This is a genomic window from Nonomuraea sp. JJY05, from assembly GCF_043496855.1.
Taxonomy (GTDB): domain Bacteria; phylum Actinomycetota; class Actinomycetes; order Streptosporangiales; family Streptosporangiaceae; genus Nonomuraea.
Genome location: NZ_JBIEIS010000003.1, coordinates 195,298 through 209,784, shown reverse-complemented (window position 1 = coordinate 209,784; position 14,487 = coordinate 195,298). Strand labels below are relative to the sequence as shown.

General features: G+C 69.1%; 16 protein-coding genes, 2 tRNA genes and 2 pseudogenes. 10 read left to right on the top strand and 10 right to left on the bottom strand.

Annotated features, from left to right (window positions below; genetic code table 11):
• Positions 1–203 precede the first annotated feature (203 nt).
• From ACFKCF_RS05100 to ACFKCF_RS05080, 5 genes are all read right to left on the bottom strand, one after another.
• Positions 204–2,189 carry a right-handed parallel beta-helix repeat-containing protein gene (locus ACFKCF_RS05100; protein WP_394491097.1) on the bottom strand — a complete coding sequence of 662 codons (1,986 nt, stop codon included), beginning with the start codon at positions 2,187–2,189 and terminating at the stop codon, positions 204–206.
• 253 nt (positions 2,190–2,442) lie between these two features.
• Positions 2,443–2,787, bottom strand: coding sequence for a transposase (locus tag ACFKCF_RS05095; protein ID WP_394491095.1), 345 nt, complete (start codon positions 2,785–2,787; stop codon positions 2,443–2,445).
• On the bottom strand, positions 2,709–2,966 hold the full coding sequence (locus ACFKCF_RS05090) for a hypothetical protein (RefSeq protein WP_394491093.1): 258 nt from the start codon (positions 2,964–2,966) through the stop codon (positions 2,709–2,711). The genes ACFKCF_RS05095 and ACFKCF_RS05090 overlap by 79 nt, the downstream gene beginning before the upstream one ends.
• A gap of 276 nt (positions 2,967–3,242) precedes the next feature.
• Entirely contained in the window at positions 3,243–3,947 is a 705-nt protein-coding gene (locus tag ACFKCF_RS05085) for an NUDIX domain-containing protein (protein WP_394491091.1), read from the bottom strand.
• Entirely contained in the window at positions 3,944–4,297 is a 354-nt protein-coding gene (locus ACFKCF_RS05080; RefSeq protein WP_394491089.1) for a hypothetical protein, read from the bottom strand. Before ACFKCF_RS05080 ends, ACFKCF_RS05085 begins: the two co-directional genes overlap by 4 nt.
• A gap of 244 nt (positions 4,298–4,541) precedes the next feature.
• Here ACFKCF_RS05080 and ACFKCF_RS05075 point away from each other — a divergent pair, with 244 nt between their 5' ends.
• Complete coding sequence (locus tag ACFKCF_RS05075) at positions 4,542–5,036, top strand: GNAT family N-acetyltransferase (protein ID WP_394491087.1); 495 nt, start codon at positions 4,542–4,544, stop codon at positions 5,034–5,036.
• Positions 5,037–5,419: 383 nt separating this feature from the next.
• Here ACFKCF_RS05075 and ACFKCF_RS05070 read toward each other — a convergent pair whose 3' ends face one another.
• The gene (locus tag ACFKCF_RS05070; protein ID WP_394491086.1) at positions 5,420–6,205 is read right to left on the bottom strand and encodes a DeoR/GlpR family DNA-binding transcription regulator; all 786 of its coding nucleotides are present in this window, start codon (positions 6,203–6,205) and stop codon (positions 5,420–5,422) included.
• Positions 6,206–6,552: 347 nt separating this feature from the next.
• On the opposite strand from ACFKCF_RS05070, the gene ACFKCF_RS05065 reads away from it, so the two are divergent.
• Positions 6,553–6,837, top strand: a complete 285-nt coding sequence (locus tag ACFKCF_RS05065; protein ID WP_394491085.1) for a hypothetical protein — start codon at positions 6,553–6,555, stop codon at positions 6,835–6,837.
• Positions 6,831–7,055 carry a hypothetical protein gene (locus ACFKCF_RS05060; protein WP_394491083.1) on the top strand — a complete coding sequence of 75 codons (225 nt, stop codon included), beginning with the start codon at positions 6,831–6,833 and terminating at the stop codon, positions 7,053–7,055. Before ACFKCF_RS05065 ends, ACFKCF_RS05060 begins: the two co-directional genes overlap by 7 nt.
• Positions 7,056–7,636: 581 nt before the next feature.
• Here ACFKCF_RS05060 and ACFKCF_RS05055 read toward each other — a convergent pair.
• Both ACFKCF_RS05055 and ACFKCF_RS05050 read right to left on the bottom strand, forming a co-directional pair.
• Positions 7,637–7,771: a hypothetical protein gene (locus tag ACFKCF_RS05055; protein WP_394491081.1), complete on the bottom strand. Its 135-nt coding sequence runs from the start codon at positions 7,769–7,771 to the stop codon at positions 7,637–7,639.
• A gap of 9 nt (positions 7,772–7,780) precedes the next feature.
• The gene (locus ACFKCF_RS05050) at positions 7,781–8,500 is read right to left on the bottom strand and encodes a FadR/GntR family transcriptional regulator (protein ID WP_394491079.1); all 720 of its coding nucleotides are present in this window, start codon (positions 8,498–8,500) and stop codon (positions 7,781–7,783) included.
• A 177-nt stretch (positions 8,501–8,677) separates the two neighbouring features.
• On the opposite strand from ACFKCF_RS05050, the pseudogene ACFKCF_RS05045 reads away from it, so the two are divergent.
• From ACFKCF_RS05045 to ACFKCF_RS05015, 7 genes and pseudogenes are all read left to right on the top strand, one after another.
• Positions 8,678–9,184, top strand: a pseudogene (locus tag ACFKCF_RS05045) (hypothetical protein); the annotation flags it as partial.
• A gap of 70 nt (positions 9,185–9,254) precedes the next feature.
• Positions 9,255–9,602 carry a carbohydrate ABC transporter permease gene (locus ACFKCF_RS05040; protein WP_394491484.1) on the top strand — a complete coding sequence of 116 codons (348 nt, stop codon included), beginning with the start codon at positions 9,255–9,257 and terminating at the stop codon, positions 9,600–9,602.
• On the top strand, positions 9,599–10,456 hold the full coding sequence (locus ACFKCF_RS05035) for a carbohydrate ABC transporter permease (protein WP_394491471.1): 858 nt from the start codon (positions 9,599–9,601) through the stop codon (positions 10,454–10,456). The genes ACFKCF_RS05040 and ACFKCF_RS05035 overlap by 4 nt, the downstream gene beginning before the upstream one ends.
• A 13-nt stretch (positions 10,457–10,469) precedes the next feature.
• Positions 10,470–11,708, top strand: a complete 1,239-nt coding sequence (locus tag ACFKCF_RS05030; RefSeq protein ID WP_394491077.1) for a cellulase-like family protein — start codon at positions 10,470–10,472, stop codon at positions 11,706–11,708.
• Complete coding sequence (locus ACFKCF_RS05025) at positions 11,705–12,457, top strand: SDR family NAD(P)-dependent oxidoreductase (RefSeq protein ID WP_394491075.1); 753 nt, start codon at positions 11,705–11,707, stop codon at positions 12,455–12,457. The genes ACFKCF_RS05030 and ACFKCF_RS05025 overlap by 4 nt, the downstream gene beginning before the upstream one ends.
• A 13-nt stretch (positions 12,458–12,470) precedes the next feature.
• Entirely contained in the window at positions 12,471–13,616 is a 1,146-nt protein-coding gene (dgoD, locus tag ACFKCF_RS05020) for a galactonate dehydratase (RefSeq protein WP_394491073.1), read from the top strand.
• A gap of 1 nt (position 13,617) precedes the next feature.
• Positions 13,618–13,857 (top strand): annotated as a pseudogene (locus ACFKCF_RS05015) (carbohydrate binding domain-containing protein); the annotation flags it as partial.
• 140 nt (positions 13,858–13,997) lie between these two features.
• Here the strand turns inward: ACFKCF_RS05015 and ACFKCF_RS05010 are convergent.
• Positions 13,998–14,085, bottom strand: a tRNA-Leu gene (locus tag ACFKCF_RS05010).
• 228 nt (positions 14,086–14,313) lie between these two features.
• Positions 14,314–14,389 (bottom strand) — tRNA-Pro (locus tag ACFKCF_RS05005).
• Positions 14,390–14,487: the final 98 nt, after the last annotated feature.

The window sequence follows — 14,487 nt, the reverse complement described above, 5'->3', positions numbered from 1 at the left end:
TGCCGATCGGAGGCGCGTGGCGCGACCGTCAAGGTGCGGGTCCAGAGAAGGGCCCCGTCCCAGGCGATCATCAGGGGCAGAGCGCCCGATCAAACCCTCCTGCGGGCTGCGACCATCCAGGACGCCAGCCCGCAAATTGAAGGCAAAAGAGAAGCGGTCGAGGGGACACCACCTGCCCCCGGTTGGATGCTCGCCGGCGTTCTTCAGGTCTTTTGCTCAAGCTTCCCGGGACGGATCGCCACGTCATCGATCTGGAACGCGGGTCCGGCGGTGCTCGCGTTCCAGACAAAGGTCCAGTCGACGCGGGTCGTGCCCGCGGGCGCGGTGAACGTGCCGGCCGCTTCGGTCCAGGCGGTCTTCTGGGCCAGGGAGATGGCGTCGGTACGCAGCACCGTGCCGGACTCGTCGCGCCACCGCACATTCCACGTGACGGCAGGCATGGTCGCCACGGCCTCCCGGTACCACAGCGACACCTGGTAGCTCGTACCGGCGACCACACCGCTATATCCGGGGAAGTTGTCAAGCGCGACCGCGCTGCCGGACGCCTGGGCGCTGGTCATCTGCAGCGAGCCCGTGCCACCATGCGCGCCGCCGGTCTGGTGCGCCAGACTGGCCCCGTACCACGGGGTGTAGGGCGAGGTCGTCGAGCCGGACTCGAAGTCCTGCTCGGCGATCGCCGGCGGGGCGGGCGTGCCGCCGTCGAACGTGCTGCCGGCGTCCTGGCCGTACTGGGGGCCGACCCACTGCCCGGGCGCGATGCGACTGCCCATGTCGGTGACCCTGAACTGCCACGGCCCTGTGTAGGTGTTGTCGTGCCAGGAGTTGTTCGACCCGTGGACGATCGACTGCTGGATCACAGCGCCCTTGTACGGGGACCAGTCCGGGTACGTACCCCAGTTGGACAGCAGGGCCATGTGCCCGCAGTACTGCGTCGGGCAGCCGCCGTTGACGGCACTGGGGTCGAAGGCGAACGTGTTGTGGTGGATGTCGACGTTCTTCGTCCACCACCGGCAGTTGGTGTAGAGCGGCTCGCCGGCGATGGCGGGAGCCGAGCACTGTGAGGTGTTGGTCGGCCCGACGATCAGCGTGCAGTCGCCGGTCGTCGAGGCTGGGCTGTTGCAGAACCGGTCGGCGTTCGCCCACGCGGTGATCCCGCCCCAGTTGTTCTCGAGCAGGTTGCCGGTGATCTCGATCTTGCTGGTCCGCGCGGCCAAGCGGGGCTCACCATCCGCCTCGGACAGGTAGATCGCCGCTTCGGGGAACGGGTCGCCCTTCGCCGCCCGCTCGGCACCGGAGGCCCAGGCGTTGCCGCGGATGGTGTTGTTCCGGATCACGACGTTGTAGCTGATCTCGTAGAAGATCCCGAGCGACTCGTTGTCCTCGATGAGGTTGCCCTCGATGAGGAAGTCGTTGTTGTTGGTGTCCGCCCAGACCCCCGGCCCGTGGTTGCCGTGGACCCAGTTGCCGGTCACGTCGGCGCCGTTCACCGCCCAGAACTTCATGCCACCGGTACATCCGCATCCAGGTTCCTGGTGCTCCCAGTCCTCGGTGTTGTTGCCGGTGAACTCGTTGTCCGCCACGACCAGGCCGGTGATGGTGTTGCCTGCCTTGTACGCGTTCAGGCCGTACTGCCCGTTGTCCTTGAAGCAGTTGCCACGGATCGTGTTCGTGGCCCCGGCCATCAGCCCCGCGCCGGAGTTGTCGCGGATCGTGTTGTGCTCCACGACCCAGCCGTCGCCGGAGTCGTGGTTGACCACACCCTGATCGCGCGGCGCGACGAACCCGGTGATGGTCAGGTACCGGATCGTGACGCCGGTCGCCTGCTGAGTGAACGCGTACCGGTTCAGCCGCCGCCCGTCCAGTACCGCGCCGGGCGCGCCAATGAACGTCGCGCCGTTGCCGGGCATGATCTGGGCGTACTGGTCGGTGCCCAGCGTGTGCGTGCCGGTCTCGAAGTAGTACGTGGTGTTCGCCTTGCGTAAGTCCACGCCGCTGTTGTCGCCCGCAGGGACCACGACCGCGCCGGGGGGCGGTGTGGCCGGGCCGTTCAGCGACGAGCTGCCGCAGACCGCCGCCTTTGCCGTCGTCGAACCGGTTGCCTGATCGACCGCGTCGCCACTCGCCGGCGTCGCGCCGCCCATGACAACCGTGGCGAGGGCCACCAGCGCCACCGGCCAGGTTCTTCGCATTCCTGTTCTCCTCCAGGTTTGGCCAGCCTTGGCGCACTCGACCGGCGGCCGTCGCCGCTGCAGCCGGAGCTCGCGCCTACCCTCAAGATCAAACGCTGAGAGAGTACTGCAGGGCCGATGCCGGCGTCCTGCTGATCAGAGACCGGGATAGACATCACTGTCCTGAGATGTCCCGCGTCTGATCCGAAAATCGGAGAGTAAGGAGGAACGCGGCAGCCAACCCCGGCGCCTCTCGGTGCGACGGGGTTTGTGATCAGGTCAGCCGGTCAGGCGGCGGGTTCCAAGATGACTCGGTAGCCCAGGGCTTCGGGCTGGCGGACGTGATTGCGTTTCTTGCGTTCGGGGCCGATGCGGGTGTGGTGGAAGCCGGCGCCCAGGTCGACGAAGTGAGCGTTGGGGTCGGACAGCAGGTGCCAGCGGATGGTGAGGATGGAGCGGCCGACGGCGACCCGGCCGATTCCTTCATCGTGGGGGCGAAGCGGGCCCAGGAGGCCAGATGGCCGGCGGTCGGGAAGCGGGTCATGTCCAGACCGATTTCCGAGAGGATGACAGAGGCGGCGGTGCGTCCGATGCCGGGGATGTCATCCAGTCGCTCCACCGCCCCCGCAAAAGGGCGACCAGTTCCTCGATCTTGGCGTCAATCTCGGCGATGTCGGCGTTGATCTGGTCCACCCGGACCAGCATCTTGCGCAGTAGGAACGCCTGGTGGTCGGTGAAGCGGTCGGTGAAGGCCTCCTCTAACGCGCTGATCTTGGCGCGCATGCTGGCGCGGGCCATTTGCGCGAGCAGGGCCGGGGTTGCGCTCCCCGGCGATCAGCGCGGCCATCATGGCGCGGCCGGACACGCCGAAGATGTCGCAGGCCACCACCGGCAACTTGATCTGGGCGTCCTCGAGCAGCTTCGCTGCCCGGTTCTTCTCCGCCGTGCGCACCGCCACCAGGTCACAGCGGTGGCGAACGCCAGTAGACCGTCAACCAGACCGGATCCAACGCTGGCGGGAGCTGCCTCGGGTGCGGCGCGAATGCAGAGGATGACCGCGGGTGCCAGCGGTCATCAGGCCGTGGCCGGCCCCTGTTTTGCCGCCGCCGGACCTCTTTCGGCAGTGGCGCTGAACGGGCCTTCGAGAGCTGCCCACTGCAGGAGCATGATGGTCTTGGCATCGGCGATCTCGCCGCTGCGGATCATCGCCAGCGCCTTGCGGAAGGGCAGTTCGATGGTGGTGATGTCCTCGCCTTCGGCGGCGATGCCCCCCGGCGCTGAGGTGGCGGTGTGCCGACCGTAGGGGGCGGCGAAGAAGTGCAGGCGCTCGGTTACCGACCCCGGGCTCATGTAGACGTCGAAGATGTGCTGGGCGGTACCGATGGTGTGTCCGGTCTCCTCCGCAGCCTCTCGGCGGATCGCCTCGTCAGGGTCGTCTCCGTCCAGCAGTCCGGCCGCTGTCTCCAGCAGCATGCCGTCGGGATGTGCGTTGACGTAGGCGGGGAGGCGGAACTGGCGGGTCAGCAGCACGGTCTGCCGGTCGGTGTTGTAGAGCAGGATGGTGGCGCCGTTGCCGCGGTCGTAGGTCTCGCGCTGCTGGCGGCTCCAGAGGCCGTCGCTGCGCTGGTAGTCGAAGGTGATCTTACGCAGGACGTACCAGTCGCAGGAGAGCACTTCGACCTCGCGGATCCACACGCGGGTGTTGCCCGTCAGGTCGAGGCCGTGCCGGTGCAGGCCTGTGCGCCCGCGGCGGTCCGGTGTGTCGATGCCCGCGGTCATCGGGCGGGCGGGATGTCGTCGAGGCTGGTGTAGACGGCCTTACCGTAAGCGCGGGCCTGGGCGACCATCCGGTCCGCGCCTTCGGATCGTCCCCCGATGCGCAGAACCCCGTCACATCGGATCAGCAGCTGTTCGGCGATGGGGTGGAAGATCTCGTCATGAATCGAGTCGCCGGGGCCGGTGCTGCCGGCTGCTTCCACCAACGGCAGGGCCAGGGCCTCGCCGGTGACCCCCAGATGGCCGGCGCGGAAGAGGTGCAGGGCGACGTCGGTCATCGCTTTGACGTTTGCCTCGAGCTTGCGGGGATCGTCGCCCGTGCCCGACCGGTACGGTCCGGCCACGAGGATCATCAGCGAGCGTGGGGCAGATTGCACAACGGTACTCCTCAAAGTGATGGCGGCGCGGGCGTCAGACCAGGAGGGTCGCGACGCCCGCCTCCCGTAGCGCCTGATGGCCTGCGGCCGCTGGGGTGGTCTGGCGGCACTCCATTTCTATCACCATGACGTGCGAATGAACACACTTGTCGTTCATTCGCACGTCACTATGTGAGAACTGGCTTGCATGCCCGCAGGACGGCAGTTAGCCTCCCAGAGCATGACCTGGCTTCCTGCCGACTTCGTCCACCCCGTCCGCGTGCCGCTCTCCGGGGGCCACCACCTGCGTCCCATTTCCGCTTCCGACACAGAACTCGACTACCCGGCCGTCATGGGCTCGCGTGAGCGGTTGTGGTCCATCTACGGTGAGGCGTGGGGCTGGCCTCCCGCCACCATGACGTACGACCAGGACCGCGAGGACCTGGCGCACCATGAGCGGGAGATCGCCGAGCACAAGTCCTTCAACTACGCGCTGTTTGACGACGCTGGTACAGCTCTGCTCGGCTGCGTGTACATCGACCCGCCACGGAAGGCCGGTGCCGACGCTGAGATCTCCTGGTGGGTAGTGGACGCCGAGGTCGGCACCGACCTCGAACGCGAGCTGGACGCGCTGGTCCCGCGATGGATCGCCGACGCCTGGCCCTTCCGCCGGCCTCGCTACATCGGCCGCGACCTCACCTGGAAAGATTGGCTCGCCCTCCCGGACACCACCTGAACACACGGCCGGGCGCTGGACGTGCACGATACGGGTTGCGCCCTGCCTGTAGGGCGTCACGCGTCATGATCTGACCTTGGGTGGCGGAGATGGTCGGACTCTGCCGCACTGATCTCCTTCATCGCCTGGCCCGGATGGTGCTCGAGCCCTGACGCCTGCGAAGGACGTATACAAGATCGCGGAGGACAGGAGCCGACCAGGTCTTCCGTTTCCATACGGGCGTATGAGCGCCGGTGCGCGGCCGCGACATCGGCCGTACTTCGACATCACGGCCACTATGCGGGACGAGGGCTACCCGGCGTTCCGGTCCCGGGCCTGCGCCGGTCCACTGCCGCCGCCTGAGCATCCGGTGCTGGGCTCCGAAAATGATGGTGGCAAGGGCGTCAGACCAAGATTGTCTCGACACCCGCCTCCCGCAGCGCGTGAAGTGTCTGCGGGCCGTTGGGGTGGGTGGCCGCATCCTCGGCAGCCGCGTCGGTGACGAACCTGTCCACGACGCCGAGGGGGGCCACCTGGCTGAAGGCACGGACGCCGAGCTTGGTCGCGTCCGCGACCGCGATCGTGCGGCCAGCCTGGGCGAGGCCCGCCTGTTTGACGGCCGCGTCCTCCAGCGAGAACTCCGACCAGCCGTGATCGGCGTGGACGCCGCCGATGGACATCACGAAGCAGTCGAAGGCCAGCGACTCGATGGTGCGCAGGGCCAGGGGTCCCACCAGCGATCGCTCGCCGGGCCGCGAGCGACCCCCGACGACGAGGAGCTCGATTCCGGGCCGGTCTGCCAGCTGGGCCGCCGCCTGCAGGCTGAGCACCGCGACCGACAGCGGACCACGTGCCGCCAGATGCTCGGCCACGTGGACGGTGGTGGTTCCCGCGTCCAGCAGCACATGCCAGCCGGGTGCCACGAGCGCGGCCACGGCCTCGCCCAGCCGGTCCTTTGTCACGGCCTGCCACGGCTCCCGGGCCGAGAAGCCTCCGCCCTCTTCTCGCGGGCTGACGGCGACAGCACCGCCATGTACGCGGCGTACCAGACCCTGCCGCTCCAGTGCATCAAGGTCCCGGCGCACGGTCATCTCGGAGACGCCTAGACGATGCGACAGCTCCGCCACGGAAACCCGGTCTGAGCCCTGGACCAGTCGCAGGGTCACGTCCAGACGGTTGGCGACACCCATGCCAGCTTTTCTAGCATGTCCTTGTTAGAATGAACATCCTCTTGTGAAAGAGGCTCTGCGGCGCTCGCTTGATCAACGGTATGACCCCAAAGCTCGCCTGGGCCGGGCAAGCAGCAGCGGGTAGCACAGTTGTAGTGGAATCACGGCGCAACCACGGGCCTGCTCGAAGACTATGCCAAGGAGACCGAGGGCCTGGAATATGCCGGTGGACAGGTGGCGGTGGAGCGAGGTCTTGGGGATGCCGGTCTTGGCGGCGATCCGGCCGGCGAATCGCCCCGCTCCTGGAGCAGCCGCGCGTAATCGATCTTCTCGGCGGGGTGAGCCAGGGTCGGCCGACGCGTCGTCCCTTGGTCTTGGCCACGCTGCGGGCGTGCGCGGCGCTGCAGGCGCACAGTCCGGGCTACTGCCAGGACACCACCCGGGCCCTGGTCGAGGTGGTGAGCGGCCGTTCTGAGACCGACATGGACGAGGTGCGCCTCCGCCTGACGACGGAGGTCGAGCGGCTGCGCCCCAAGCCACCTGGTATCGCAAAAGCCGTCAAAAGCCCGGCTCCGGTCCGCCCGGCTCGAGTGCGCAAGCCGCACCCGGCCGCGCTGTCACAGGCCGAACGCGAGCGCGTCCCGCCGTGCTGAATGAGCGGTTCGCCGACGCCGCCCCGGCCACGGCATACTTCACTCTGCTGGATGAGGGCACCTACCTGGCGTCGGTCTCCACGGTGTGCCGGATCCTGCGCGAGCCTGGCGAGGTCGGCGCCAATCGGCGCCGGCAGGCCACCCACCCGCCCCGGACGGTGCCCGAGTTGGTCGCCGACGTCCCGAACCGCGTCTGGGCCTGGGACACAAGACGCTGAAGTACTGCCCTGCCTTCCCGGCCGTCTTCGGCTCCATCGAGGACGCCCGTGTCGTCTGCCAGGGCTTTTACGCCTGGTACAACCACGAGCACTACCACTCGGGATCGGCTGCCATCATCCGGTGGACGCGCACTACGGCCGCGCCACCGCCATCCGCGATCGGCGGGCCGCCGTCCTTGCCGCCGCTCAGAGCACTCATCCCGAGCGGTTCGCCAGCGGCGGCACTCCCACCCCGCCTGACCTGCCCGGTCCGGCATGGATCAACAAGCCCAAGAACGCCGTCGTCCAGACCCTGACAGGGTCTGGGCGTGTTGCAAGTGCTGTGACCCGCAAACGATCGCCGGGTTGACCGAACCCGGGACGATTCAGCCCCGCATGTGTCGTTCCACCCCGGCGCCGCCCTCTCTGACAGGGAGGGCGGCGCCTGACATTCAGTGTGCTCGGAACGAGCCAGGCCAGGTCCCCCACTGCGAGCCTTCATCCCGTCACGACGAGGCCGGTCGCGCCGATCGCGCAGATGGTCGGCTTCGGCCTGGGCGGCGGCTTCCCACTCGGCCAGGCGCTCGAGCTACCGGACAGGATCAGCGCCCGGTGTCGCTCCTGAAGAACGTCGTGACGACGAAGGGCAGCAGGATCGTGCGGTGACTCGGTGCGTCGGCCGCATCGCGCAGCCACGTCGCGCGCTCCCGCCGCTGAGCGGGCCCCAGCTGCGGCACCGCCGTCGTTCAGTGTCCGGCCTGCTCTCTGTGCACCTTCTTGGCCAGGTCGACGTCCGCGATGGAGCGTTCGATGAGCGCTCGCATCGCGGTCTCGGCCGCCTTCGGCCGCTGCTTGCGCACGGCGAGCAGCACCTCGGCGTGCTTGTCGGTGGATTCGCTGGTGAGCGTCGTGTGCACGAACTGGTCGCGCAACCGCAGCCCCGCCTCGATCGCGGTGGCCATCTGCGCCATCAGTTCGTTGTGCGCGGCACGCAGCAGGGCGTGGTGAAAGGCCAGGTCGGCCTCTACGTGATCGACGGCAGGTCTGCCCACCGCCGTCCGCATGGCGGCCAGGGCGTCTTCCAGGTCGGCCAGGTCGCGATCGGTGCGGCGCAGCGCCGCCATGCGCGCCACAGCCGGCTCGACGGTCAGCCGTACCTCGCCCAGCTCGTCCAGGAAGGTCTCGTCCATTCGGTCGGCGAAGCGCCAGCGCAGCACGTCGGCGTCCAGGAGCGCCCAGTGCTCACGCGGCGCCACGAAGGTGCCTCGCCTTGGCCGGGCTCCCACCAGGCCCTTGGCGGCCAGCACGCGCAGCGCCTCGCGCACGGCGGTCCTGCTCACAGAGAAACGCTCCTGCAGCGCCACCACGTCGAGGTCATCGTCCGGCGCGATGTCGCCGTTGACGATGGCCGTGCCCAGACTGCTGACCACCCGGTCGTGCGCACCTGCTCTCCCGCTCTCTGTCATGGCGGAATCATGCCACGCCCGCACTCTCGGCCGCCCTCATAGATCGCATACATCACCTCTAAAGCATACTAGTGTAAAAAGTAATCGTATTTATTGTTGACTTTGGCGTGGGGGGCGGCATCCTGCTCGTCAAGTCCCGTATCCGGGCACAGCAAACCCCCAACGAAGGGGTCGACGATGAGCGACGTGACGCGGCGGACCTTCCTGCGTCGAACCGGTCTGATCGGCGGTGGCCTGCTCGCCGCACCGGTGCTCGGTGCCTGCGGCGGCGGGACCGGCGGCAGCCCGGCGGTCACGTCGGGCGCCGTGACGATCGACTTCTGGACGCACGACCCGGGCTACGTGAAGACCTTCACGGAGTCGGCCAAGCGGCTCAGTGATGCGCCGGACGGCGCCTTCGACTACACCCTGAAAACCACCAAGGCCGACAGCGAGGCCCTGGTCACCAAGATGGTCTCCCAGGGCGCGGCCGGTACCGGGACCCCCGACATGATCGGGATCGTGATCAGTGTCTTCCCGCGGGTCATGACCGGCGGGATCGGCAAGCAGCTCCTGCTCGGCCTGGACAGCGTCGTCGCCCCGGTCAAGGACGACCTGCTGCGCACCTCCCCGTACAGCATCGACGGCAAGCTGTACGCGCTGGAGTCCGACACCTGTCTCAGCGTCATGTACTACCGCGAGGACGAGTTCAAGAAGAACGACATCCCGGAAGACGTCGGCACCTGGAAGGAGCTGGCGGAGATCGGCGCCCGCCGTGATGCCGAACTGGTACAACGTCTACGGCCTGCAGACGAACGTGCCCGAGCAGACCGGCCGCGTGCACAGCTTCTTCAACGTCACCCTCCCCATGCTCAAGCCCGTCACCGCGTTCGTCGCCGTCACCGTCATGGTCGGCACCGCGCAGATCCTGAAGGAGCCCATGCTGCTGACCAAGGGCGGCCCAGGCGAGGCGACACTGTCGGTGGCGATGTTCATCTATCGGGAGGCCTTCACCCGCCAGCAGCTCGGCTACGGGGCCGCGGCCGGGGTCGTGATGTTCGTCCTCGTCTTCGTCATCGGGCGCGCCGCCAACGGGGTTTTCGGGGTGGGGAGGGAGAAATGAGCGCCTCGCACGCCAGGCGCGTCCCGGCAGGACCGGCCGCCCGTCGGCCCCGGCTGGTGTACGTCCTGCTGATCGCTCTCGTGGTGATGTTCGTGCTGCCGCTGCTGTGGGCGCTCAGCTCGTCGTTCAAACATCGCGGCGACATCTTCACCTACCCGCCACTGCCGCTGCCGTCGCCGTTCACGCTGGAGAACTACACCCGCCTGCTGGAGACGCAGCCGTTCTGGGGCTGGTTCGCGACCAGCACCATCGTGGCCGTGGTGTCCACCGCGGTGTCGGTGTTCGTGTGCGCGCCGGCCGGGTTCGCCTTCGCCAAATACCGCTTCCGCGGCAAGCGGCTGCTGTTCGACGTGATGTTCAGCTCCATGGCCGTGCCGTTCGCGGTGATCGTCGTGCCGCTGTTCATCATGCTCGTCAAGGCCGGCGTCACCAACGTCTACTTCAGCCTGATCGTGCCGTGGGTGGCTCCCGCGTTCGGGATCTTCATGATGCGCCAGTACGCCGAGCAGGCCGTGCCCGACTCGGTGCTGGAGGCCGCCCGCATCGACGGCGCCTCGGAGTTCGGACTGTTCACCCGCGTGGTGCTGCCACTGCTGCGTCCCGCACTGGGCGCGCTGGCCGTGTGGAGCGTCCTCAACAGCTACAACAGCTTCTTCTGGCCGCTCATCGTGGTCTCCGACCCCGCCCAGTACACGCTGCCGCTGGGCATCCAGTCGCTGTACGCCGCCGAGGCCCGCCAGGTAGACCTGGTGCTGGCCGGCAGCGTGCTCGCCGCCATCCCCAGCCTGATCATGTTCATCCTCCTGCGCGAGCAACTGCTCGACGGCCTGACCGCGGGCGCCGTCAAATCCTGAGGGAGCCGACCTCTTGTCCACGTTGACCATCACGCTCTGGGACTTCACCTGGTACACCAGGACCGGCCCCGCAGAGCCGTTCGAGGACCTGGACCGTGCCTTCGCCGAGGCGGTGGCGCGCGGGTACAACACCGTGCGGATCTGCGCGATGCCGTACCTGCTGTTCGGGTCCGGGCTGGACACCTCCGCGCTGACCTTCGCCCCCTTCGGTCGCGGTTACGGCCTGGGCACGCGCTGGTACGACGTCCGCGAGAGCGCCACGCTGGACGGCCGCGCGCACCTGCTGGCGCTGTTCCAGGCCGCCCGGCGGCACGGCTGCCAGGTGATCGTCTCCTCCTGGGAGTACCAGCAGAGCTCCAGCTTCCTGGCCGACCCCGCCTGGTACGAGGCGCTGCGCGCGGTGCCGGCCGAGCGGCGCGCGAACGCGCTGGCCGAGGCGCTCGCCGACCTGGTGGACTTCGTGGCCGGGCACGGTCTGGCCGAGCAGATCGCGTTCGTCGAGCTGCACAACGAGATCCAGTCCACCTGGCTCACCGAAGCGCTCGCGCCCGGCGAGCCGAAGGTGCTCGGCCTGCGGCCGTACCTGGAGAAGGCTGTCGACGCGTTCAAGGCCCGCCACCCTGACACGCCCGTGACGGTGAACTACGCCCGGGTGCCGCACGCCGAGATGCGCGGCATCCCGGCCAACATCGACGTCGCCGTCTTCCACCCCTACGTCTACGGGGTCCTGGACGAGCTCATCGACACCTTCGCGCTGCGCGACACCACGGTGCCGTTCCCGCAGGAGCGCGCCCGGCGCGAGCTGCTGCGCCCGGACGCCCCCGAGCTGCGGGACTGGCATCCGGAGCAGGAGTGGCGCAGCGCGGCCACGGTGCTGCCGGCCCGCGAGGTGTACCTCCACGACTGGTGCGACCCGGCCCGGTTCGACCGCTGGCTGTACGACCGGCACGCCGGGTACCGCCACGGCATGGCCGAGAGACTGCGCATCTGGATCGAGGTGGCCGCCGACTGGGCCGCCGCCCGCGATCTGCCCCTGGTGTTCGGCGAGGGCTGGGTCGGCTACACCCCGCTGCACGGCACCTTCGAGGAAGGGCCGGTAGGAGCCGGAATCTGCCTGGACGCCGTCCAGCATGCCCGGCGGGCCGGCGCATGGGGCACCGTCGTCTGCTCGAACGCGGCCCCGCACCATCCGATGTGGGCCGACGTCGACCTGCAGGTCACCGCCAACGCGCTGTTCGCGGGACAGCGATGAACGGCCGGTTCGCGGGCAGGACGGCTCTGGTGACCGGCGCCGCCTCGGGCATCGGCGCGGCCACCGCCCGCCGCCTGGCCTCGGAGGGGGCGCGGGTGCTGCTGGCCGACATCGCCGACGAGCAGGGCCGTGACGTGGCCACCGCGATCGGCGACGGGGCCGCCTTCGTCCACCTGGACGTCTCCTCCACCCGCGACTGGGCCACCGTCCTGGAGGAGGTGCGTGACCGGTTCGGCCGCCTGGACGTGCTGCACGCCAACGGGCCGGGCCGGGTCGTGCCCGCCCGGCCGGTGCACGAGATGCCGGAGGCGGACTGGGACCTGCAGATCGACGTCTCGCTCAAGGCCGCCTACCTGGCGGCGCGCACGTTCTGCCCGCTGCTGGCCGAGACCTCCGGCGCCCTGGTCATCACCTCCTCGGTGCACGCGCAGACCGGCATCCCCGGCTGCGCGCCGTACGCCGCCGCCAAAGGCGGCCTGCAGTCGCTGACCCGGCAGCTCGCCGTCGAATACGCGCCTCAGGTGCGCGTCAACGCGATCGTCCCCGGCCCGATCATGAGCCCCGCCTGGGACGGCATCGACGAGCACGGCCGGGCCGCCACCATCGCCGAAACCCCGGCAGGCCGCTTCGGCACCCCCGACGAGGTGGCCGCGGCCGTCGCCTTCCTCGCCGCGCCCGAGGCCGCCTTCATCACCGGCGCCTGCCTCAACGTCGACGGCGGCTGGAGCATCTCCACCACCTCCTCCTAGAACGGACCCCCCCATGAAGATCGTCTCCATGGACACCTTCCTCGTCCCGCCCCGCTGGCTGTTCCTGCGCATCCGCACCGACGAGGGCGTCACCGGCTGGGGCGAGCCGGTCGTCGAAGGCCGGGCCGAGACCGTCCGCGCCGCCGTCGCCGAGTTGAGCGACTACCTGATCGGCGAGGACCCGCTGCGCATCGAGGACCACTGGCAGGTCCTCACCAAGGGCGGCTTCTACCGGGGCGGCCCGGTGCTGTCCAGCGCGGTCGCCGGCATCGACCAGGCGCTGTGGGACATCGCCGGCAAAGCCGCCGGCCTGCCCGTGCACCAGCTGCTCGGCGGTCCGGTGCGGGAGAAGGTCCGCATGTACGCGTGGATCGGCGGCGACCGGCCCGCCGAGGTGGCCGAGCTGGCGGCGGCCCAGATCGAGGCCGGGTTCACCGCCGTCAAGATGAACGGCTCCGCCGAGCTGACCGCCATCGACACCCCGGCCCGCACCATGGAGGTCGTCCGGCGCGTCGCCGCCGTGCGCGAGGCCATCGGCGAGCATCACGACCTGGTGGTGGACCTGCACGGCCGCGCCTCCACCGCGATGGCCCGGCGGCTGCTGCCGCTGCTGGAGCCGTACCTGCCGCTGTTCGTGGAGGAGGCGGTGCTGCCCGAGCACTCGCGTAACCTGGCCGCGCTCGCCGCGAGCACCTCGATCCCGCTCGCGACCGGTGAGCGCCTGTTCTCGCGGTGGGACTTTCGCGATGTCATCGGGCACGGCATCGCGGTGGCCCAGCCGGATGTGAGCCACGCCGGCGGAATTTCGGAGGTCCGCCGGATCGCCGCGATGGCCGAGACCTACGACGTCACCATGGCCCCGCACTGCCCGCTCGGCCCCATCTCGCTGGCCGCCAGCCTGCAATTGGCCTTCGCCATCCCCAACTTCCTCATCCAGGAACAGAGCGTCGGCATCCACTACAACGAGGGCAACGACGTTCTGGACCATCTCGTCGATCCGGCCCCGCTGACCTTCCCCGGCGGGTACGCCACCCGCGCCACCCGCCCCGGGCTCGGCATCGAGATCAACGAGGCCGAGGTGGAGCGGATGGCGCGGCAGGGGCACCGCTGGCGCAGCCCGCTGTGGCGGCACACCGACGGCTCCTTCGCCGAGTGGTGACCTGTCATCTGTTCCCTCCGCCTCCGCCACCGCCTCGCCCCCTGGACAGGCCCGCGACCTGGCCAATCCCGGCTTCGAGAACCCCCGGCTCGACAGGTGGAAGGTGACCGGGCACTCGGCCCGCGTCTCCGCCCCCGGACGTACCGGGAACCAGTCCCTCACGGTCACCGGCACCGCTACCGTGGAGCAGACGATCAGGGTGCCCGACGGCACCTACACCGTCTCGGCCTGGGCCCAGAGCTCCGGCGGCCAGAAGTCGGCCTACCTTGCCCGGGCTCCAGGCCTACGCCGACAACTGATCGCCGGCTCGCCGGCGGAGCGATCACTGTGCGTTCCCGGTTCCCGGCGCCCCTCAGCGGACGACACGAACTCCTGGCTGCGTGCGCTCGGGGGGAGTCGAACCCCCACGCTCCTTGCGGAGCACTGGATCCTGGGTCCAGCGCGTCTACCGAAATTTCGCCACAAGCGCCTTGACCGGACTACGACGGCCGTTCTTCTTCCCCCGCGTCTCCGTTCAGCATGCGGCAGTCAGCGCACAGGATCCGCAGGTTCTCCAGCTCGTTGTTCATCGCCCCCCAGGTTGGGCCCCGGGCTTGGCTGGCGTGGGCCGGCCCGGGGCGGGGGCCGGGTCCGGCCGGGGGGCGCCAATCCCGCCGGTCAGGCCGTGGCCCGCGACCCTCTTCTTTCAGGGCCGCTGTCCGAGTGGCAGGATTCGAACCTGCGGTGCTCCTGCTCCCAAGGCAGGCGGGCTGACCAAACTGCCCCACACTCGGTCGTCAACAAATAAGCCGCCCCGGTGTACTCCGAGACGGCTTTCCGATAATCGGCTGGTTATCCGGAAAGCCCTGGCCACAGTCGGGGGTAGCTCACT

Coding starts and splice junctions, on each gene's coding strand:
- ACFKCF_RS05085 (WP_394491091.1), bottom strand. CDS start 3,947: ATGACCGCGGGCATCGACACACCGGACCGCCGCGGGCGCACAGGCCTG.
- ACFKCF_RS05070 (WP_394491086.1), bottom strand. CDS start 6,205: ATGGGTGTCGCCAACCGTCTGGACGTGACCCTGCGACTGGTCCAGGGC.
- ACFKCF_RS05050 (WP_394491079.1), bottom strand. CDS start 8,500: ATGACAGAGAGCGGGAGAGCAGGTGCGCACGACCGGGTGGTCAGCAGT.
- ACFKCF_RS05100 (WP_394491097.1), bottom strand. CDS start 2,189: ATGCGAAGAACCTGGCCGGTGGCGCTGGTGGCCCTCGCCACGGTTGTC.
- ACFKCF_RS05090 (WP_394491093.1), bottom strand. CDS start 2,966: ATGGCCCGCGCCAGCATGCGCGCCAAGATCAGCGCGTTAGAGGAGGCC.
- dgoD (WP_394491073.1), top strand. CDS start 12,471: ATGAAGATCGTCTCCATGGACACCTTCCTCGTCCCGCCCCGCTGGCTG.
- ACFKCF_RS05025 (WP_394491075.1), top strand. CDS start 11,705: ATGAACGGCCGGTTCGCGGGCAGGACGGCTCTGGTGACCGGCGCCGCC.
- ACFKCF_RS05080 (WP_394491089.1), bottom strand. CDS start 4,297: ATGATCCTCGTGGCCGGACCGTACCGGTCGGGCACGGGCGACGATCCC.
- ACFKCF_RS05075 (WP_394491087.1), top strand. CDS start 4,542: ATGACCTGGCTTCCTGCCGACTTCGTCCACCCCGTCCGCGTGCCGCTC.
- ACFKCF_RS05035 (WP_394491471.1), top strand. CDS start 9,599: ATGAGCGCCTCGCACGCCAGGCGCGTCCCGGCAGGACCGGCCGCCCGT.